Here is a 19317-nt window from a genome sequence, read left to right as displayed (position 1 = left end):
TGCCCACATCCTATCGAAGCCGGACAGCACGGCAAGCGATGCTTGCGCGGTGCCGGCGCCGCTGCCAAAACGCGCGGCATCTCTTTGGGGGAATGACCTTGCGCGCTGCCATCCTGCCTCTCCTGCTGCTTGGGACCGGTGCGTCCGCGCAGATGTCTCCCGCGATTTCGGTCGAGACGTTGAAGACCGTCACGCAGGTGCTGGCGTCGGACGCGTATGAAGGCCGCGCGCCGACCACGCCTGCGGAGGCCAAGACGGTTGCGTATATCGTCGAGCGGATGAAGGCGGCGGGCCTAAAGCCGGGCAATAAGGGGTCGTGGACGCAGGACGTGCCGATGGTGGAAATTACGGCCACGAACGTGCAGCCTTACGTGTTCACTGGCGGCAAGGCGCCTGTCAGCCTTGCCTATCGCACCGACATGGTCGCGGGCACCTACCGCGTGGCGCCAAAGTCCGCGGTGGCGAACAGTGACGTGGTGTTCGTCGGCTACGGCATCACCGCACCCGAAAAGGGCTGGGACGATTATGCCGGCACCGACGTGAAGGGGAAGACGGTGGTCATCCTCATCAACGATGCCGACTGGCAGACGATGTCGCGTCAGGGGCCGTTCGAGGGGCGGGCGATGACGTGGTACGGGCGCTGGCCGTACAAGTTCGAGAATGCCGCCAAGCACGGCGCGGCGGCGGCGATCATCGTCCACGATACCGAGCCGGCCGCGTATCCGTGGGCTGTGGTGCAGTCGTCCTGGACCGGACCGCAGCTCGAGCTGGACGAGAAGGGCGATCATCTCGACCAGTCTCAGATCGTCGGCTGGCTGCAGAAGCCCGCGGCGGAGCGCGTGTTCGCGAGCGCGGGCAAGGATTACGCGACGCTGGCGGCTGCGGCGAAGGTGAAGGGGTTCAAGGCAGTGCCGCTCGGGCTGAAGTTCGGCGGTGGATTCGACAACACGATCAAGCGGCAGGCGTCGAAGAACGTCATCGGCGTTCTGCCGGGGACAACGGCGTCGAATGATTACGTGATGTATTCCGCGCATTGGGATCATCTCGGGCGCTGTGACGCGGTCGATGGCGACGACATCTGCAATGGCGCGGCGGACAATGCGAGCGGGGTCGCCGGGCTGGTGGCGTTGGCCGAGGCTCAGGTAAAGGCGGGGCCGGCCAAGCGCTCGATCGCGTTCCTGGCGGTGACCGCGGAGGAGTCCGGGCTGCTCGGGTCGCGCTATTATGCCGAGCATCCGATCTATCCGCTCGCGCACACCGTCGGCGGCGTGAACATGGACGTGCTGAACGTCGATGGCCGCGCGAAGGACTTCGTGCTGACCGGCGCGGGGAAGTCGGAGATCGAGGATCTGGTGAAGCCGTTCGTCGCCGCCGAGGGCCGCGTGATCGGCGTCGAGGCGAACCCGGAACGCGGCGGCTATTACCGGTCGGATCACTTCAGTTTTGCGAAGCTCGGCGTGCCGATGCTCGATGGTGGTAGCGGCGAGGACCTCGTCGTCGGTGGTACGGCTGCGGGGCATGCCGCGCGCGAGGATTATGTCGCACATCGCTATCACAAGCCGGCGGACGAATATGACGCGAAGTGGGACTGGTCGGGCGCGGTCGAGGACCTGACGATCTATTACGGGCTCGGACGGAAACTCGCGGACGATACCAGTCTGTGGCCGAACTGGTATAAGACCGCCGAATTCCGCGGCATCCGTGACCGCGATCGCGCAGGAGCCAAGTAAGTGACCCCGACGACTACCGCAGTCTCTACCCCCGCCGAATGGGCGCACCACAAGGCCGTCTGGATCGGCTTTCCAAGCCATGCGGACCTGTGGCTGGAGGATCTGGAGCCGGCGCGGGACGAGGTCGTCGCGTTCGCCAAGGCGGTGCATGCCGGCGGCAAGGGCGAGACGGTGATCCTGGTCGCGGCCGATGTCGGGTCGGCGACGACGGCCAAGCGTCTTGCTCCGTTCGCGGACGTGGTGGTCGAGCCGTTCGGCGATATCTGGCTGCGCGATACCGCGCCGATCATCGTCGGCGACGGCAGCGCGCGGGACTTCCGGTTCAACGGCTGGGGCGGGAAGTACGATCTGCCGGGCGACGACACGATCGGTCAGCGGCTGGCGGAGAGCCGGAACACGCAGGTCGAGGCGTGCGACTGGGTGCTGGAAGGCGGCGCGATCGATGGCGATGGTACCGGGACGGTGGTGACGACGCAGCAGTGCCTGCTCAACCGCAACCGCAATCCGTCGCTGACCAAGGCGGAGATCGAGGCGCGGCTGGCGTCGGATCTTGGCTACACTCGCGTGGTGTGGCTGGGCGACGGGTTGGTCAACGATCATACCGACGGCCATGTCGACAACCTCGCGCGGTTCGTCGGCGAGGGACGCGTGGCGATCCCGAAGGCGACTGACAACGATCCGAACTGGCAGGTGTACCAGAACGCGGCGCGGGACGCCGAGGTTGCCGGGCTGGAAGTCGTGACGATCCCGTCGCCGGGCCGCGTGCTGCGCGACGAGGAGGTCGTGCCGGCGAGCTACATGAACTTCTATATCGGCAATGCCGCGGTGGTGGTGCCGTTATATGGTGCGGAGAATGATCAGGCGGCGGTGGTGGCGATCCAGGCGCTGTTCCCGGACCGTGAGGTGGTCGGGCAACGTGCGGACCATATTCTGACCGGAGGCGGGAGCTTCCACTGCATCTCACAGCAGATTCCGGGATGATCTTCTGCTCCCCTCCCTGGAAGGGAGAGGCCGGGGGTGGGTCGGCCTGGGGCGGGTGCCTACGTCAGCCAATGGGCCGACCCACCCCTAACCCCTCCCTTCCAGGGAGGAGGATGCCTGTATCAGCGGCTCCAGCGGGCCCAGATTGCCGTGGGGAGGACTAGCCCCCGCGCTTCTTCGCGGACGCCGAGTTCGCCGACTTCGACCTTGCCCGGCAGGTCCGCGAACACCTGGTTGAGCAATTCCCCGATTGCCAGTGCTGACATGCGGACGGCATAGACCGTCAGGAACAGGAACCGCGAATTCTCGTCGAGCAGCTTCCGGCAATCGGCGATCAGCTTCGGCAGGTCCTCTTCCAGCCGCCACACTTCACCCTCCGGCCCACGCCCGTATTTAGGTGGATCGAGCAAAATCCCATCATACCGCCGCCCGCGCCGCACCTCGCGGGCGACAAACTTCGCCGCGTCGTCGGTCATCCAGCGGATCGGCGCATCGGCCATGCCCGACAGTTTCGCGTTGGCCTTGGCCGCCTCGACCGATTTCTTCGACGCATCGACGTGGACCATGCGGACGCCTTTGGTCGCCATCGCTAGCGTGCCGACGCCGGTATAGCCGAACAGGTTCATGCATTCGGGCGAATCGAGCCCCGCCACGCGCTCGCGCATCCAGCTCCACACCGGCGCCATGTCGGGGAAGAAACCGAGGTGGCGGAACGGCGTGGTCTGCGCGGTGTACGACACCTCGTTCCACTTGAGCGTCCAGCCCTCGCGGGGGACGGGTTCGGAGAATTCCCAGCGGCCGCCGCCGTCCTCGTCCGAACCGGGGACGAATTCGCCCTGCGCCTGCCAGTCGGTCGAGGCAGGCGCCCACATCGCCTGCGGCTCGGGACGGATGAAGCGGAAGCGGCCATAGCGTTCAAGCTTCTTGCCGTGGCCGGAGTCGATCAGGCCGTAATCCGCCCAGGGCTCGCCGATGAGGGTTTCCAGCTTCATGCTGACGGCTTCGCGCGCTCGGTGATGTAGGCGGTAATTGCTTCGAACGTCGCTGGCAGCGTGGCGTAGCGCTCCTCGCGGTCGAAGAGGTCGCCGACGCGGGCGGGAAGCGAGGGTCGGACCCCGGTCGCGCGCTCGACCGCGTCGCCGAACTTAGCCGGATGTGCGGTGGCCAAAGTCACAATTGGCACGCCGGCGGGGACCTCGGTGCGCAGGGCTGCGGCGAGGCCGATCGCGGTGTGCGGGTCGATCACTTGGCCGGCGTGCTCGTGTGCCCAGCGCATCGCCAGTGTCATGTCGTCGAGGTCGATGCGCTCGCTCTGGAAAACGGCCGAGGCGCCTTCCGACTGCGCATTGGTGAGACGCATCGCGCCCGAGGATTCGAAGCCAGCCATCTGTGCAGCGAGCGCTGCGCCATCGCGGTCGCCGAGGTCGAACAACAGGCGTTCGAAGTTCGAGCTCACCTGGATGTCCATCGACGGGGTCGGGGTCTGCTGGACGCCCCCCTTCGAATAATCGCCGGTGCTGAGCGCGCGGTGGAGGATGTCGTTGACGTTGGTCGCGACCACCAGCTTGGCGACCGGCAGCCCCATCTTCGCCGCGACGTAGCCCGCGAAGACGTCGCCGAAATTGCCGGTCGGGACCGCGAACGCGACCTCGCGATCGGGCGCGCCGAGGCGAACGGCAGCGTAGAAGAAATACACCACCTGCGCCATCAGGCGGGCCCAGTTGATCGAGTTGACCGCCGACAGCGCGAACTTGGTCGAGAAGGCGCGGTCGTTGAACATCGCCTTCACCAGCGCCTGCGCGTCGTCGAAGCTGCCTTCGATCGCGATATTGTAGACGTTGGGGCTGAGCACCGTGGTCATCTGGCGGCGCTGCACGTCGGAGATGCGGCCGACCGGGTGGAGCATAAAGATGTCGATGCCCGCGCGGCCCGCGACTGCGTCGATCGCGGCCGAGCCGGTGTCCCCGCTGGTCGCGCCGACGATCGTCAGGCGCTTGTCCGTGCCGGCGAGGAAGCGCTCGAAGAAAAGGCCAAGCAGCTGGAGCGCGACGTCCTTGAATGCGAGCGTCGGGCCGTGGAAGAGTTCGAGCAGCCACTGGTCGTGGTCGAGCTGCACCAGGGGTGTGACGGCTGCGTGCGAGAAGCGGCCATATGCCTGTTCGCAGAGTGCCTTCAGTTCGTCGTACGTCATCGCGTCGCCGACGAACGGGGCCATTACCGCGACTGCCGTGTCGACATAGGAGAGCCCGGCGAGCGCGGCGATCTCGTCGCGGGTCATCGTCGGCCACGCCTCGGGGAGGTAGAGGCCGCCGTCGGAGGCGAGGCCGGTGAGCGTCGCCGCTTCGAAATCGAGGATTGGCGCCGAGCCGCGGGTGCTGATGTAACGCATGGCCAAGCGGTTAGCGAATGGGCGGGGAGGCGACAAGCTGCCCGCACCGCTCGTTTTCCTGCGAACGCAGGAATCCAGGGTTACGAAGGAAAGCGCGCGGTACCCTGCGCTCCTGCGTTCGCAGGAGAACGGCTAGCGTGGCCGGCGGCGCAGCGCGAGGGTGTAGATGATCGCGGCGATGGCGGCGAAGAAGAACCATTGGCCGGCGTAAGCGAGGTGGTTGTTCGGGACTGAGGCGATGTCGGGCTTGCCGTTGGGGTTGAGACCCGCTTGCGGGGTATCCGCGACCAGCATCAGGCGTTGCGGGGTGTGATCGAACAGCGATCCGATCAGCGAGCGGCCGTCGGGGGCGTGGCTGATGTAGCCGAAGACTTCGCCGCCGGTCCACGCGATCTTGGCCATCGGATCACGCGTGGTGCCAAGCTGGACGATCATGCCGGGGCCCTCCGCGCCGGTGCGGCACTCGGCGATTGCGCGGAAGCCGGACTTGCCGGCGCCCGCGAGCTTGATGTCGGTCGGCTGGAGGCAGAGGCCCGAGGCGCGGCGGAACAGCAGCGTTTCGTCGGGGATGCGCGGAAACGCCATTGGCGGCTTGGCGGGGTTGGCGGCGAGCTGTGCGAGGAACGCTTCCTTTTTCGGGAGGCGGTCGAGGAGTTGCCACAGGCCGAGGCCGATCATCGCCGCGATCGCGAGCGTGACGAGGATGGTCGGGATGACGGGGATGCGTCGTGCAGGTCGGGTCACGGGTCGATTCGGCCTTCGCGGGCTGCGTTGCGGTATTCGGCGGACATGAGCGCGCCCTTGGCTGCTCGGAGCGAGAGGACGACCCCGCCGGCGGTGAAGGGGATCCAGATCAGCATGTGCAGCCAGAGCGGGGGATGGACTTTGAGTTCGAGCGTGATCGCGAGCGCGACGACTAGCGCGCCGAGGATCAGGGTCAGGAATGCGGCAGGGCCGTCGCCGACGTTGAACTTGCTGAAGTCGAGCGCGCAGTTCGGGCAACGATCGGCGAAGTTGGACCATTTCGCGAAGAGCGTGGGCTTGCCGCAGCGGGGGCAGAGGCCTTTCAGCGCGACCTGGGCGATCGTGGGGGCGTTGGCGAGCGGGTATGGGTCTTCGGTCATGCGGTCAGCGCTCTCCCTTGTTTCCCCGCGAAGACGGGGATCCAGACTGGGCTCCCGCCTTCGCAGGAGAACAAGGGGAGGGAGCGACGGTTGGTTCGCGTCCGTTCCGCATCCAAAACCGCCACCACCCCGGCGAAGGCCGGGGCCCAATTGGAGGACGCCGCTAACTGCGGACAGCGCTTCGTTACTGCAGCTTTGCCAATTGGGCCCCGGCCTTCGCCGGGGTGGTAGCCGCCGAGGTGGCGGCCAAAGATGAGCTGGTAGAAGCTCAACCGCCGTGGACGGGGGCGCCCCAGCCGCCCCAGACGTAGACGGTGACGAACAGGAACAGCCATACGACGTCGACGAAATGCCAGTACCACGCCGCCGCCTCGAAGCCGAAATGCTGGCGCGGGGTAAAGTCGCCGCGGTACGCGCGGACCAGGCAGACGATCAGGAAGATCGTGCCGATCAGCACGTGGAACCCGTGGAAGCCGGTCGCCATGAAGAACGACGCGCCGTAGTTGATGCCCTTGAAGGGGAACGGCGCGTGGGCATACTCGTACGCCTGGATCGAGCTGAACAAGATTCCGAGGATCACGGTCAGCCACAGGCCCTTGAGTACGCCGTCGCGGTTGCCGACGCCGATCAGCCCCCAGGCCCCCGTCTTCTCGCCGCCGCGCTGGTTGTGGATCAGCGCGTGATGCGCCCACGTCACGGTGGTGCCCGAGGTCAGCAGGATCAGCGTGTTGAGCAACGGTAGTTCGAACGGATTGATGACCGTCAGGCCCTTCGGAGGCCACTGCGCGACGATCGCCGCACCGCCTTCGACGGCGCGCGTGACGGTGCCGTCGGCAAACGTCATCGCGGTCGGGAACAGCGAGAAGTCGAAGAACGCCCAGAACCAGCCGACGAAGAACATCACTTCGGAAGCGATGAACAGGATCATGCCGTAGCGGAAATGAAGCTGGACGACGGGGGTGTGATCGCCCGCACGTGCCTCGTGCACGACCTGCGTCCACCAGGAATACATCGTGAAGAGCACGCCCGCGAGGCCGATGAAGAACACCCAGCCGCCGCCATTGGGCTTGTCGATATGGCCGCCGTGCATCCACATGATGCCGCCGACCGCCATGATCAGTGCCGAGAACGAGCCTACCAGCGGCCAGATGCTCGGCGGCAGGATGTGGTAATCATGGTTCTTGGCGCCGGCCATCGGTACTCCCCTATTTTCTTTGGCGTCGTTCTAGCTGGCTGTTTTCGCAGAATCCACCGGGTAAAACGTATAGCTGAGTGTGATCGTCTGGATATCGGCCGCGTCGGGGTCGGTCAGGATCTTCGGATCGACGAAGAAGATCACCGGCATCCGGGCGGTCTCGCCGGGTTTGAGCGTCTGCTGCGTGAAGCAGAAACACTGGATCTTGGTGAAATACTTGCCTGCCTGCGCGGGCTGGACGTTGAAAGTCGCGGTGCCGGTGAGCGGCTTGTTCGAGGTGTTGGTCGCGGTGAAGAACGCCATGTCGCGCGCGCCGACGTCGATCGTGTCCGAGCGATTCTCGGGCACGAACTTCCACGGCAGCTTGGGGCTGACGTTGGTGTCGAAGTCGACGGTGATCTTGTGGTCGACCGCACCAGGGGCGGCCAGCCCGCGGTTGGTGGTGCCGTTGAGCCCGGTCGCGGCGCAGAACAGGCGGTAGAGCGGCACGCTGGCCCAGGCGAGCCCGGTCATGAAACAGATGAACAGCACGGCTAGTGCCGCGGTACGGTTGGTGCGCGACATGGCCTTCCATGTGGCCATCAGTGCGGCATCCCCGCGCGGATCTTGGCGATCGAGATCGCGAAGACGAGGATGACGAACGCCCCGAGCAGTATGGCCATGACGCGCGCGCGACCGCGCTGGCGGCTGCGGATCAGGTCTTCGTCGCGGATGGGATCGGGCATGCTCATGCGAACCACCGATCGACGACCAGCGCGCCGAACATCACGAACAGATACAGGATCGAGTATTTGAACAAGGCCTTCTCCGGTTTCATCGCATCGTCGGCATGCGTGGTGCGCTTCGCGACGCGGACGGCGAGCAGTGCGAACCAGCCGGTCAGCAGGACGGCCGCGATGCCGTAGATCGGACCGGTGAGCCCAAGCGGCCAGGGCAGGATCGCGACCGCCGCCATCGGGATCGTGTAGAGCCCGATCTGCGTCCGCGTGGTCCGCTCGCCCGACACGACCGGGAGCATCGGCACGCCCGCGGCGGCGTAATCGCTCTTCATGAACAACGCGAGCGCCCAAAAATGCGGCGGCGTCCACAGGAACACGAACAGGAACAGCAGGACCGGGAGCAGGGCGATGTCGCCGGTCGCTGCGGCCCAGCCGATCAGCGGCGGGAACGCACCCGCGGCACCACCGATGACGATGTTCTGCGGCGTGCGGCGCTTGAGCCATACGGTGTAGATCAGCACGTAGAACAGGATCGAGACGGTCAGGATCGCGGCGGCGACCGCGTTGACCGCGAACCCCATGAACAGGACCGAGAATGCACCGAGGCCGACGCCGAAATGGAGCGCGGCCTGGCGTTCCATCCGGCCATCGGGCAGCGGACGCTTCTGCGTGCGGCGCATGACCGCGTCGATGTCCGACTCATACCATTGGTTGAGCGCCCCCGCGGCACCCGCACCGAGCGCGATGCACAGGATCGCGGTGAAGCCGATCACTGGATGCACGCCGACGGGCGCGGCCAGCATACCGCAGAGCCCGGTGAAGACGACGAGCGTCATCACGCGCGGCTTGGTCAGCGCGAGGAAATCGCGCCAATGCGCTGGTGGCAGGAGGGGGGTGGCGGAAGTCATGGTTCGGGTACGCTATACGCGTTGCGGCGGAGGTCGGAAAGCCTTCGTGATGGTTCAGCGGTTTGCCCGGTACGTGGGTACGGCTTGGTGAATGACCGCGGTATCGTCCGCGTAGATCCGCCGCCAAGCGGGGTCATGGTCGAGCAGGCGGACCAGTGGCGAGCGCAGCGGCAGGATGGTCCAGCCGAAATGCCACTTCGCATTCGCTGCATGCCAGCGATCTGCGTCGCCGCGGGCAATCGAAAAATAGTCGAGCGTGAAGGCGTCGCCGTACATGTCGGTCCGCCCGTCGATATACGGACGGATGCCCGCGAGGATCAGTGACCCGCCGAAGCCGTATTCGTTGAAGACTCGCTGGTAGCGTAGCGCGGGCGGCAAATGCGCGAGCGCGCGGACGGGAATGCCCTTGGTTTCCGTGCGGACGACCGGCACTGCCACGCGGTAGGCGGTGAGACTGATTGCAAGCGCGGATACCAGAAAGGCTACGATTAGTCGCTCTGAGCCATGAGGAAGGGGGTTCGAAAAGCTGGTATCGCGGTAGCGCCACGCGCGGCCGAGCGGCTTGGCCAGCACGAGTATGCCGACGGTCACCAGGATGATCTCGTGGCGGGTGTGCTGCAGCGTCATGTGGAGCATGCCGAGTACCAGCAGCAGGCGGATCGGTGGGATACGGATCGGCCGCGCCAGCAGGAACGCGAGGCTAGCGAGCAAGATCGCCTCGAAGCCGGAAAAGGTTCTGAAGTCGGATGGCTGCCATTCGTTGATCTGACCGAGCGCTTTCAGGTCGTTCAGATAAAATGGAAACGTCAGGCCGTGCACGCCCCACGGCGTGACGGCTGCGGCGATCGTCGCGCTAATTCCGAATAGGCCCCAGCGCTGGATCACGGTGCGGCGGTTGGAAGGCTTGGCGGCCAGCAACGCCTCGAGCGCGAACACGCCGACCAGCGCCAGTCCGAAGACGTAGCTGCCATGCGCATTCGCCCAGATCAACATTGCCGCCGCCATCGGCAGTGGTGGAGCTCGGTCGTGTTCGCGCGCACGCAACAGCGCGATCGTCCAGCCGACAAGGATCGGCAGCACCAGCATGTGCGGCCTTGCGATCAGCGACGGAAGTAGCCCGGTGGCGAGAAGGAGCAGCGCGATGATACTTGCCCGCGCGCTCATCCAGCGGCGGAGTTCGGCGGCTGCCAACGCGAACAGCGCCGCCGTTGCCACGCCGACTAGGACGATCAGGCCGCTCCAACCGCCCGCGCGGTAACTCGCGTACATCGCCACTTCGGAGAGCCATTCGTGTGCGACCCAGGGACGGCCGACGACGCTGAACGAGAACGGATCGGTGATCGGCACAGCCGCATGCGCGACGATCCAGGCGCCGGCGACGAGGTGCCAGCCGGTATCGCCGTCGCGCAGCATGGTGGGGACGATGATCGTGAACGCAAACGCCGCGAAGGCGGAGAGCAGAGCGAAGGTCGAATAGGGGATGCTGATTGGCGCGTCGGGGCTGATTGGGAGTTGCGCGTTCGGCATGACGCGGGGTTAGCGCGAATGTCCTGTGGAATGGTGAATGCGAGGTGCTTGAGGTTGGTATTTGGCCAACGCTATCTGGTCACCCTAGGAAAAGCTGGGGTCTCGCTCCTGGCGTGCGAGTGGAGTCCGAGGGTGAGATCCTAGCTTTCGCTCGGATGCGGATGATGACGTACGCAGGCATCCCCTTCCCTTGTTCTCCCGCGAAGGCGGGAGCCCAGACTGGGTCCCCGCCTTCGCGGGGAAACACGATGTGGCCGGGGACGGCTGTTCAACGAAAAACGCCCCGGGTTTCCCCGAGGCGTTCTCTTTTTTGGCTGGCTCCAACACGGGAGCAAGTCCCGCGTCGTCGGACGCGGCGTTGCCGCGCCGGCCGGGGGCCTGATGGCCCTTGTCCGCCTCAGTCGATCCGCGGCAGCGTCTCGAACTGGTGGTACGGCGGTGGCGAGGAGATCGTCCACTCCAGCGTCGTCGCGCCGTCGCCCCAGGGGTTGTCGCCCGCCTTCTTGCCGGCCGCCAGCGACCAGATCAGGTTGACGAAGAACACCACCATGCCCGCTGCCATGATCATGTAGCCGACCGACGCGACCGTGTTCCAATGCTCGTACTGCGGCGTGTAGTCCGGGATGCGGCGCGGCATGCCCTGGAGGCCGAGGAAGTGCATCGGGAAGAACATCACGTTCACGCCGACGAAGAACACCCAGAAGTGCAGCTGGCCGAGGAACTCGTTGTACATCTTGCCGGTCATCTTCGGGAACCAGTAATAGAACCCGGCGAACAGCGAGAAGACGGCGCCCAGCGACAGCACGTAGTGGAAATGCGCCACCACGTAGTAGGTGTCCTGCATGTAGTCGTCGATGCCGCCGTTGGCGAGCACCACACCGGTCACGCCACCGACGGTGAACATGAAGATGAAGCCGATCGACCACACCATCGGCGTCTTGAAGGTGAGCGAGCCACCCCACATCGTCGCGATCCACGAGAAGATCTTGATGCCGGTCGGCACCGCGATGACCATCGTCGCCGCGGTGAAGTACATCTTGGTGTTAACCGACAGACCCGTCGTGAACATGTGGTGCGCCCACACGACGAACCCGACGACGCCGATCGCGACCATCGCATAGGCCATGCCGAGATAGCCGAAGACGGGCTTACGGCTGAACGTCGAGATGATCTGGCTGACGATGCCGAAGCCCGGCAGGATCATGATGTAGACTTCGGGATGGCCGAAGAACCAGAACAGATGCTGGTAGAGGACGGGATCGCCGCCGCCGGCCGGATCGAAGAAGGTCGTGCCGAAGTTGCGATCGGTCAGCAGCATCGTGATTGCCGCGGCGAGCACCGGCAGCGCGAGCAGCAGCAGGAACGCGGTGACGAGCATCGACCACACGAACAGCGGCATCTTGTGCAGCGTCATGCCCGGCGCGCGCATGTTGAAGATCGTCGTGATGAAGTTGATCGCGCCGAGGATCGACGACGCACCCGCGAGATGGAGCGCGAGGATCGCCATGTCGGTCGACGGTCCGGGCTCGCCGTACGTCGAGAGCGGCGCGTAGAGCGTCCAGCCGTTACCCGCGCCACCGAAGAACGGCGAGGCGAGCAGCAGCGTGAAGGCGGGGATCAGCAGCCAGAACGACACGTTGTTCATGCGCGGGAACGCCATGTCCGGCGCGCCGATCATGATCGGCACGAACCAGTTGCCGAAGCCACCGACCATCGCCGGCATGACCATGAAGAACACCATGATCAGGCCGTGCGCGGTGATTAGCACGTTCCAGAGATGGAGCGATTCGTCGAGGCTGGCGGGACCGCCGTGGAGCATGCTCGCCCAGCCCTGCAGATACTGGATGCCGGGATGCGCGAGCTCTGCGCGCATGAGGCCCGAGACCGAGCCGCCGATGATCCCCGCGACGATCGCGAAGATCAGGTACAGCGTGCCGATGTCCTTGTGGTTGGTCGACATGAACCAACGCGCGAAGAAGCCCGGCTTGTGATCGGTATCGTGATGGTCGTGCGCTTCGTGGGACACGAAGGCCGACGGGGTGAGAGCGGTGTCGGTCATCTTACTGTCCCGCGTTGCCGGCGCCGGCCGGATTTGAGGTCGCGCCCTGCGTCGTCGCGGGGGCTGTTGCGTTGGCGGGGGTCGCTACGTTCTCGACCGGGCCGGTGGCGTTGGCGGTTTCCGCGGCCTCCTCGGCCTTCGCCGCGGAGCCGTCGGCGCCGGGCTGCGGGATGACCTTGTCGGACGCCTTGCCGGGGGTCGGCATCGTGCCGCCCTTGGCCTTGACCCACGCCGCGTATTCGGCGGGCGGAACCGCCTCGACCGCAATTGGCATATAGCCGTGGCGCGCGCCGCAGAGCTCCGAGCACTGGCCGAAATACAGGCCGGGCTTTTCGATCGTGAAGCTGGTCTCGTTCAGGCGACCGGGGATCGCGTCGAGCTTGATCCAGAACGCGGGTACCGCCCAGCTGTGGATCACGTCGTTCGAGGTCGTGATCAGGCGGATCGGCACGCCGACGGGGAGGACGATTCGGTTGTCGGTGGCGAGCAACTTAGGGCCGTCGGCATCGGTGCGCGGGCGCTCGCCGGCGGCGACGTCAGCCTTTTCCTTCAGCATGTTGGCGGTGATCTCGAAGCCGCCATTGTCCGGATACTGGTAGGTCCAATACCATTGGTTGCCGATCGCCTTCAGCGTCACGGCACCGGAGGGGGCGGGCTTGAACTGGGCTTGCAGCAGACCGATCGAGGGAACCGCGATCAGGACGAGGATCACGACCGGTGCGAGCGTCCAGATGATCTCGATGAAGGTGTTGTGGCTGGTCTTCGACGCGACCGGGTTGCGTGCCTTGCGGTAGCGGAATGAGACCCAGAAGAGCAGTGCGAGGACGAACAGCGAGATGATCGTGATCGTCGGCACCAGAATCGAATTGTGCATCCAGTGCGCGAACTGGCCGTTCTTTGTCACCTGGGGCTGGAGGCCGAACAGGCCGTCGGTCGGCTGGCCGATCATCGGCTTGACCGTCATCGCGGGCGCACCGTCCATCGCGAGCTCGGGGCTAGACGGGTTGGCGGTGGGCGTCGCGGCGGCGGTCGTCGGCGCAGTGTTCGACACGCCCCCCGGAGCGGCAGCGGCTTGCGGCGCGGGTGCTGCTGACGTCGGCGTGCTTGCAGGCTGGGCCGCATGCCCGGCGACGCCACCGAGACTCGCCAGTGCGAGCCCCGCTGCCATCGCAAATCCTCTCATCCCCATCTTGCGCATCGTTTTTCTTGACCCCGGTTTATAGCGAACCCGATTCCGGACGCGCGGATGTCTGCTTATGATTTGGGAAGAGCTATACCCAGCGGGGGGGCTCGCCTCAAGCCTTGTCTCTAAACCTCCGTCATCCCGACGAAAGTCGGGACCCGGAGCTGGGATGGTGTTTGCGATCCTGGGTCCTGACTTTCGTCAGGATCACGGCGGTGCGCCGGTTCTCGTTGCACGTGGTTTCGCGCGCTCGTATCAGCGCGTGCAGACCATTTGGAGCGATGACCCGCGATGACCGAAGACGACGTGCTCGCCGAATTCCGCGCTGCCGAAGCGTTGCTCGAAGGGCATTTCATCCTGTCCTCCGGCCTGCGCAGTTCGCGCTATCTGCAATGCGCGCGGGTTTTGATGGACCCGGCGCGAGGCGCTCGGCTTTCGGAAGCGCTGGTGGCGTCGATCCCCGAAGAACTACGTGCGCAGATCGATATCGTGGTCTCGCCGGCGATGGGGGGCGTGATCGCCGGCCACGAGATGGGCCGCGCGCTGGGTGTCGAGGCGGTATTCCTCGAGCGGCCCGACGGCGTGTTCGAACTGCGCCGCGGGTTCCGCTTGGCGCCAGGCCAGCGCGTGCTGATGATGGAGGACGTCGTCACCACCGGGCTGTCGTCGCGCGAGGCGATCGCGGCGATCGGGCGCGCGGGCGGCGTGACGGTCGCGGCGGCAGCACTGGTCGATCGCTCGAACGGGACGGCCGATCTGGGCGTGCCGTTCTTCCCGCTGATCCGGCTCGACGTGCCAACCTATCCGGCGGATGCATTGCCGCCTGAGCTGGCGGCGATCCCTGCGATCAAGCCGGGAAGTCGGGCGGCGGCATGAGCCCCCTTGGCAACGACCATCTGCGCCTTGGGGTGAACATCGACCACGTCGCGACGGTGCGGAATGCGCGGGGGGCGGGGTATCCCGATCCGGTGCGCGCGGCGCTGGTCGCGGCGGCGGCGGGCGCTGACGGAATCACCGCGCATCTGCGGGAGGACCGGCGGCACATCACCGACGACGACATCGCGCGGCTGTCGGGCGAGCTGACGATCCCGCTGAACCTAGAGATGGCGGCGACCGACGAGATGCTCGGCATCGCGCTGCGTCACAAGCCGCACGCGGCATGCATCGTGCCGGAAAAGCGCGAGGAACTGACCACCGAGGGCGGGCTCGACGTCGCCGGGCATTACGAGCGGATGGCGCGACTGGTCGACTCGCTCGGTGGCGCTGGCATTCGCGTGTCGCTGTTCATCGAACCGGACGCGCGCCAGATCGAGGCGGCGGTTCGGCTCAAGGTGCCGGTGGTCGAGCTGCACACCGGGCTGTACGCGGAACTGTCGGGCGAGGCGCGGACGGTGGAGTTGCGGCGGCTGACCGACGCGGCGGCGTTGGCGGCGAAGAACGGAATCGAGGTGCATGCGGGGCATGGGCTGACCTACGACAACGTCGCACCGATCGCGGCTATCCGGCAGGTTCGGGAGCTGAACATCGGGCACTTCCTGGTGGGGGAGGCGCTGTTCGTCGGGCTTGGTGAAGCGGTTCGGTTGATGCGCGAGGCTATGGATGCGGCGCGGTAGCTTTCAGAATTTGTTCACGCAAAGGCGCAAAGGCGCGAAGAGAAAGGAGAGAGCCGATAGTTCGCTTCCCTTCTTGTTCTCTTCGCGCCTTAGCGCCTTCGCGAGAACCAAATCTGTCTTCCGACTCCAGGCCGCCTCGTGATCATCGGACTTGGCTCCGACCTGTGTAACATCAAGCGGATCGCGGCGTCGATCGAGCGGTTCGGCGATCGGTTCGAGCAGCGGGTGTTTACCGATGTCGAGCGGGCGAAAGCGGCGCGGCGGCCTTTCACAAAGGCGGGGACGCTGGCGAAGCGGTTCGCTGCTAAGGAGGCGTTTTCGAAGGCGGTCGGGACCGGGTTTCGCGCGGGCGTGTTCATGCGCGATATCGGCGTGGTCAACGCCCCCAACGGCGCGCCGACGCTGACGCTGACCGGGGGCGCCAAAGCGAGGCTTGACGCGTTGACCCCCGAAGGCCACGCCGCGCGCGTGCATTTGACGATGACCGATGATCATCCGTGGGCGCAGGCCTTCGTGATCATCGAAGCTATACCTCTGATATCCCCGGACATGCGCCAGGATACGAATCGATGAAGGACGCGGCGTTGGACGGCAACGAGTTCCCCGAAAAGCCCCTCGCGCAGACCCCCCTTGCGCAGACCAGCGCGGTCGATCCCGCGCCCTCGGCCATCACCACCCCCGAAACGTCGCGCCGCCGCGGCACCGACTGGTGGGGCGAGGTGAAGGGCATCTTCTGGCTGATCCTGGTCGTGCTCGGCTTCCACAGCTTCATCGCCAAGCCCTTCTATATTCCCAGCGAATCGATGCTGCCGGGCCTGCGCATCGGCGACCGGCTGGTGGTGACCAAGTTCGCGTACGGCTGGTCGTTCGTCTCGCCGACGATCCCCAACCCGGTCGCGATCTTCAAGGGCGTCGTACTGCGCCAGCAGGAAGACAGCTGGAGCGTGTCGCTGCCGTTCATCCACGGCCGCCTGTTCGGCTCGCTGCCGACGCGCGGCGACGTGGTGATCGTGACGCCGCCGGGGACGCATAACGACTATATCAAGCGCGTCATCGGCCTGCCCGGCGACAAGCTGGCCGTGCGCGGCGGGATCGTGTTCCTCAACGGCGTCGCGGTGAAGCGCGGCCCCTTGCACGACACGCTGATCCCGGTCGACACCAACAGCCCGTGTAGCGAGATCGACTATCCCGGCGCGCGCGAGACGCTGCCCGACGGGCGCGAGATGTGCCGCCTGCCGACCTATACCGAGACGCTGCCCAACGGCCGCCGCTACGAGACGATCGATCTCGAATCGGACAGCCAGGGCGACAACTTCGCGGAAATTACGATCCCCGCGAACCATGTTTTCCTGATGGGCGACAACCGCGATCGCTCCGCCGACAGCCGGTTCGCGCTGAGCCAGCTCGGGCTCGGCGGGCCGGTACCGTACGAGAATCTCGGTGGCCGTGCGGAGTTCATCACTTTCAGTCTCGACGGCGATGCGACGTTCAATCCGCTGAGCTGGTGGGGTTCGTTGCGGTCGGATCGAGCGGGTACCTCGCTGCACCCTGCCAAGGTCAACTGACATGGTCGAGACGAAGACGGTCGACGAACTGAGCCCGGTCGAGATGCGCGATCCGTTCCTGCGCAAGGAACTGAAGCGCGCGATGATCTGGCTCGGGCTCGCCTGCGTGATCGCGCTGCTGATCGTGCTGGTTCAGCCGTTGCTAATCATCTTCGCTGGCGTCGTGTTCGCGGCGCTGCTCGATGGCGGCGTGCGGCTGCTCGGGCGGGTGCTGCCGATCGGGCGCGGCTGGCGGTTGCTGATCGTCGTGCTGCTGACCTTCGCGTTCCTCGTCGGCACGTTCGTGCTGACCGGCGTGCAGGTCACCGAGCAGGTGACGCAGCTGCGCTCGACGCTGGAATCTCAGGCCAATCGCTTTACCGGCTATCTGACGTCGCAGGGGCTGATGCCGGGCGCGTCGGACGTCAACGGGATCGTCAAGCAGGCACTTGGCTCGGTCGGGCGCGTGACGTCGTGGGTGGGCAGCGCGATCGGCGCGATCACCAGCATGTTCATGATCCTGATCCTCGGACTGTTCATCGCGATGGACCCGGGAACGTACTCGCGCGGGCTCCAGTGGATGGTGCCGCTCGACCTGCGCCCCGAGTTCGCCAGAACTTTGGTCAAGATGGGCGCGACGTTGCGGCGGTTGCTCGCCGGGCGCTTGCTCGGGATGGCGGTCGAGGGTGTCGCGAGCGGCATTGCCTTGGCGGTCGGGGGCGTGCCGATGGCGATGCTGCTCGGCATCATCGCGGGTATCCTGGCGTTCATCCCGAACGTCGGCGCGATCGTGACCGGCGTGCTGATGGTCGCGGTCGGGTTCAGCGCGGGGGTCGATACGGGCTATTGGGCGATCGGGACGTACCTGATTGTGCAGACGATCGATGGGTATGTGATCGTGCCGATGGTCGCCAAGCGCACGGTCGATTTGCCGCCGGCACTGACGCTTGGTGCGCAGATCCTCGCGAGCGCGTTGTTCGGGATTCTGGGGCTGGCGCTGGCCGACCCGATGACCGCGATGCTGAAGACCGCGCTCGAGCGGCGGTCGGAGCGGGAAGAGGAGAAGGCCGAGGCGGGCGAGGGTGAGGCTACGGCCTGATCGAGTTTAGTGCCCCCTCTTAATCCGGGTTCATCGCACACCCCCGTCATCCCCGCGGACGCGGGGACCCATATCCTTCGAGGTTTGCCAGTATGGGTCCCCGCGTCCGCGGGGATGACGGGGGGTGAGGGCCGGGGACATCAATGGGGCGGGTAATCGAGTGGGGTGTTACCGCCTCACCAGTTGGTCGAAGAGTGCGAGGTAGCGGTTGGCTGAGTCCGTACCCGGTTGGGGGATTGTTTCGGGTCGCTGCCGAGTTGGCTCTAGCCACGCATCCAGCGCTCCAACCAATGCGGCAGCGTCGTCCCTCGCAATCACCGTCCCAAGCTCCGGCCTATCAACGATCTCCACTACCGCCGCGCTCGAGTCGGTCGAGATTACCGGCGTCCCAACCGACAGCGCTTCTCGCAAAACCCCCGGTACGCCTTCGTAATCCGACGTCAGTACCAGTACCGCCGCGCGGGCCATGACCGGGAGCGGATCGCTACTGTGGCCGAGCAGGAGAACGCGGCCCCCCAAGCCGAGCGCGTGGATTTGCGCTTCAATCGCCCCCCGCTCGCTACCTTCGCCGAGGATGACGAGCGGTAACGTCCGGTCCGCTAGCAGCGGGAGCGCGGCGATCAGGCGATCCCAGCGTTTCTGCGGTTCGAGCCGGCCGACGCCGAGAATGTAGCGCGGTGGCAGAGCGGGCAACGTGCCGGGGATGGGCACTGCGGGCGGGTTCGGGATCACGCTGGTCCGCCCGACCATGCGTGTCGCCAGCGCCGCCTCGTCCGCGGTCGCCGGAGTCATCGCGACGAGGTGATCGAGGAAGCTGCCGTGCCGCGCGAGCCAGACCTGGTGTGCGGCGTGCATCAGTCGGGTATGATCGGCGCGCGCGGGGGCGTTGGACATCTTGGCGACGATCGGCGGACACGTCTTGCCGAGTCGCAGCCGGGTCCATGCCGCGATGCCGGTATAGAAATTACCGGGGCAAAATATGATGTCCGGCCTGAGACGTCGCACGACATTCGGCAACGCGAGCAGCCGCGACGGCGTGACGATCTCCAGCCCTTCCGGGAGTTCCGCCGCCAGCGGCCCGGAAATATCCTCGATCGCCAGCGTCACGAGCCGGCCCGCCGCCAGCCAGCCGCGCGCGAGCCGCAGTTGCGCGCGCTCGACCCCGCCGCCGCGCAGATCCTCGGCATAGGTCAGGATGTGCTGGGCGGTCGGTGGCTCGGTCACGAGTGAAATATGGGGGTCATCA

19 protein-coding genes are annotated in these 19317 nt (G+C 65.9%); 7 read left to right on the top strand and 12 right to left on the bottom strand.

Annotation, left to right across the window (positions count from 1 at the left end; all coding sequences use genetic code 11):
- Nucleotides 1-92 precede the first annotated feature (92 nt).
- Together C8J25_RS08550 and C8J25_RS08545 are read left to right on the top strand one after the other, a co-directional pair.
- Nucleotides 93-1730: a M28 family peptidase gene (locus C8J25_RS08550; protein ID WP_208622557.1), complete on the top strand. Its 1638-nt coding sequence runs from the start codon at nt 93-95 to the stop codon at nt 1728-1730.
- A complete protein-coding gene (locus C8J25_RS08545; protein ID WP_107954068.1) occupies nt 1731-2711 on the top strand; it encodes an agmatine deiminase family protein in 981 nt (326 codons plus the stop codon). It begins immediately after the preceding gene.
- Between the two features lie 122 nt (nt 2712-2833).
- On the opposite strand, the gene C8J25_RS08540 is transcribed toward C8J25_RS08545, so the two are convergent.
- The 11 genes from C8J25_RS08540 to coxB all read right to left on the bottom strand — a co-directional run bounded on the left by C8J25_RS08540 (nt 2834) and on the right by coxB (nt 13800).
- Nucleotides 2834-3703 carry a class I SAM-dependent methyltransferase gene (locus tag C8J25_RS08540; protein WP_107954067.1) on the bottom strand — a complete coding sequence of 290 codons (870 nt, stop codon included), beginning with the start codon at nt 3701-3703 and terminating at the stop codon, nt 2834-2836.
- Nucleotides 3700-5100, bottom strand: coding sequence for a threonine synthase (gene thrC / locus C8J25_RS08535; RefSeq protein WP_107954066.1), 1401 nt, complete (start codon nt 5098-5100; stop codon nt 3700-3702). Before thrC ends, C8J25_RS08540 begins: the two co-directional genes overlap by 4 nt.
- A gap of 132 nt (nt 5101-5232) precedes the next feature.
- Nucleotides 5233-5844, bottom strand: coding sequence for an SURF1 family cytochrome oxidase biogenesis protein (locus C8J25_RS08530; protein ID WP_341871530.1), 612 nt, complete (start codon nt 5842-5844; stop codon nt 5233-5235).
- The gene (locus tag C8J25_RS08525) at nt 5841-6224 is read right to left on the bottom strand and encodes a DUF983 domain-containing protein (protein ID WP_107954065.1); all 384 of its coding nucleotides are present in this window, start codon (nt 6222-6224) and stop codon (nt 5841-5843) included. Before C8J25_RS08525 ends, C8J25_RS08530 begins: the two co-directional genes overlap by 4 nt.
- Nucleotides 6225-6492: 268 nt before the next feature.
- Entirely contained in the window at nt 6493-7419 is a 927-nt protein-coding gene (locus C8J25_RS08520; protein ID WP_107954064.1) for a cytochrome c oxidase subunit 3, read from the bottom strand.
- 30 nt (nt 7420-7449) lie between these two features.
- Entirely contained in the window at nt 7450-8001 is a 552-nt protein-coding gene (locus tag C8J25_RS08515) for a cytochrome c oxidase assembly protein (protein WP_107954063.1), read from the bottom strand.
- On the bottom strand, nt 8001-8150 hold the full coding sequence (locus C8J25_RS20710; RefSeq protein WP_167397693.1) for a hypothetical protein: 150 nt from the start codon (nt 8148-8150) through the stop codon (nt 8001-8003). The genes C8J25_RS08515 and C8J25_RS20710 overlap by 1 nt, the downstream gene beginning before the upstream one ends.
- Nucleotides 8147-9046 (bottom strand): heme o synthase, encoded by a 900-nt coding sequence (locus C8J25_RS08510; protein ID WP_107954062.1) that lies wholly within the window; start codon nt 9044-9046, stop codon nt 8147-8149. The genes C8J25_RS20710 and C8J25_RS08510 overlap by 4 nt, the downstream gene beginning before the upstream one ends.
- A gap of 54 nt (nt 9047-9100) precedes the next feature.
- Entirely contained in the window at nt 9101-10573 is a 1473-nt protein-coding gene (locus tag C8J25_RS08505) for a hypothetical protein (protein ID WP_107954061.1), read from the bottom strand.
- Nucleotides 10574-10970: 397 nt separating this feature from the next.
- Nucleotides 10971-12632 carry a cytochrome c oxidase subunit I gene (ctaD, locus tag C8J25_RS08500; protein ID WP_107954060.1) on the bottom strand — a complete coding sequence of 554 codons (1662 nt, stop codon included), beginning with the start codon at nt 12630-12632 and terminating at the stop codon, nt 10971-10973.
- 1 nt (nt 12633) lies between these two features.
- Nucleotides 12634-13800 (bottom strand): cytochrome c oxidase subunit II, encoded by a 1167-nt coding sequence (gene coxB / locus C8J25_RS08495; RefSeq protein ID WP_244186912.1) that lies wholly within the window; start codon nt 13798-13800, stop codon nt 12634-12636.
- A gap of 306 nt (nt 13801-14106) precedes the next feature.
- Between coxB and pyrE the strand changes: the two genes are divergently transcribed.
- The 5 genes from pyrE to C8J25_RS08470 all read left to right on the top strand — a co-directional run bounded on the left by pyrE (nt 14107) and on the right by C8J25_RS08470 (nt 18071).
- A complete protein-coding gene (pyrE, locus tag C8J25_RS08490) occupies nt 14107-14691 on the top strand; it encodes an orotate phosphoribosyltransferase (RefSeq protein WP_107954059.1) in 585 nt (194 codons plus the stop codon).
- Entirely contained in the window at nt 14688-15428 is a 741-nt protein-coding gene (locus C8J25_RS08485) for a pyridoxine 5'-phosphate synthase (protein ID WP_107954058.1), read from the top strand. The genes pyrE and C8J25_RS08485 overlap by 4 nt, the downstream gene beginning before the upstream one ends.
- Before the next feature lie 138 nt (nt 15429-15566).
- Complete coding sequence (acpS, locus tag C8J25_RS08480) at nt 15567-16001, top strand: holo-ACP synthase (protein WP_107954057.1); 435 nt, start codon at nt 15567-15569, stop codon at nt 15999-16001.
- Complete coding sequence (gene lepB, locus C8J25_RS08475) at nt 15998-16993, top strand: signal peptidase I (protein WP_107954056.1); 996 nt, start codon at nt 15998-16000, stop codon at nt 16991-16993. Before acpS ends, lepB begins: the two co-directional genes overlap by 4 nt.
- Before the next feature lies 1 nt (nt 16994).
- Complete coding sequence (locus C8J25_RS08470; RefSeq protein WP_107954055.1) at nt 16995-18071, top strand: AI-2E family transporter; 1077 nt, start codon at nt 16995-16997, stop codon at nt 18069-18071.
- 168 nt (nt 18072-18239) lie between these two features.
- Here C8J25_RS08470 and C8J25_RS08465 read toward each other — a convergent pair whose 3' ends face one another.
- Nucleotides 18240-19295, bottom strand: coding sequence for a glycosyltransferase (locus tag C8J25_RS08465; protein WP_244186910.1), 1056 nt, complete (start codon nt 19293-19295; stop codon nt 18240-18242).
- Nucleotides 19296-19317 lie beyond the last annotated feature (22 nt).

The sequence above is a fragment of the Sphingomonas faeni genome, from assembly GCF_003053745.1.
GTDB classification, from domain to species: Bacteria; Pseudomonadota; Alphaproteobacteria; order Sphingomonadales; family Sphingomonadaceae; genus Sphingomonas; species Sphingomonas faeni.
The sequence above is the reverse complement of the archived record's forward strand: the minus strand, read 5'-3'. Positions and strand labels throughout refer to the sequence as shown.

What these genes read in the sequence shown, in the direction of transcription:
- C8J25_RS08515 (WP_107954063.1), bottom strand. Translation starts at nt 8,001, where the DNA reads ATGGCCACATGGAAGGCCATGTCGCGCACCAACCGTACCGCGGCACTA.
- coxB (WP_244186912.1), bottom strand. Translation starts at nt 13,800, where the DNA reads ATGGCAGCGGGGCTCGCACTGGCGAGTCTCGGTGGCGTCGCCGGGCAT.
- C8J25_RS08540 (WP_107954067.1), bottom strand. Translation starts at nt 3,703, where the DNA reads ATGAAGCTGGAAACCCTCATCGGCGAGCCCTGGGCGGATTACGGCCTG.
- C8J25_RS20710 (WP_167397693.1), bottom strand. Translation starts at nt 8,150, where the DNA reads ATGAGCATGCCCGATCCCATCCGCGACGAAGACCTGATCCGCAGCCGC.
- lepB (WP_107954056.1), top strand. Translation starts at nt 15,998, where the DNA reads ATGAAGGACGCGGCGTTGGACGGCAACGAGTTCCCCGAAAAGCCCCTC.
- C8J25_RS08550 (WP_208622557.1), top strand. Translation starts at nt 93, where the DNA reads ATGACCTTGCGCGCTGCCATCCTGCCTCTCCTGCTGCTTGGGACCGGT.
- C8J25_RS08525 (WP_107954065.1), bottom strand. Translation starts at nt 6,224, where the DNA reads ATGACCGAAGACCCATACCCGCTCGCCAACGCCCCCACGATCGCCCAG.
- C8J25_RS08510 (WP_107954062.1), bottom strand. Translation starts at nt 9,046, where the DNA reads ATGACTTCCGCCACCCCCCTCCTGCCACCAGCGCATTGGCGCGATTTC.
- C8J25_RS08505 (WP_107954061.1), bottom strand. Translation starts at nt 10,573, where the DNA reads ATGCCGAACGCGCAACTCCCAATCAGCCCCGACGCGCCAATCAGCATC.
- ctaD (WP_107954060.1), bottom strand. Translation starts at nt 12,632, where the DNA reads ATGACCGACACCGCTCTCACCCCGTCGGCCTTCGTGTCCCACGAAGCG.
- thrC (WP_107954066.1), bottom strand. Translation starts at nt 5,100, where the DNA reads ATGCGTTACATCAGCACCCGCGGCTCGGCGCCAATCCTCGATTTCGAA.
- C8J25_RS08485 (WP_107954058.1), top strand. Translation starts at nt 14,688, where the DNA reads ATGAGCCCCCTTGGCAACGACCATCTGCGCCTTGGGGTGAACATCGAC.
- C8J25_RS08470 (WP_107954055.1), top strand. Translation starts at nt 16,995, where the DNA reads ATGGTCGAGACGAAGACGGTCGACGAACTGAGCCCGGTCGAGATGCGC.
- pyrE (WP_107954059.1), top strand. Translation starts at nt 14,107, where the DNA reads ATGACCGAAGACGACGTGCTCGCCGAATTCCGCGCTGCCGAAGCGTTG.
- C8J25_RS08520 (WP_107954064.1), bottom strand. Translation starts at nt 7,419, where the DNA reads ATGGCCGGCGCCAAGAACCATGATTACCACATCCTGCCGCCGAGCATC.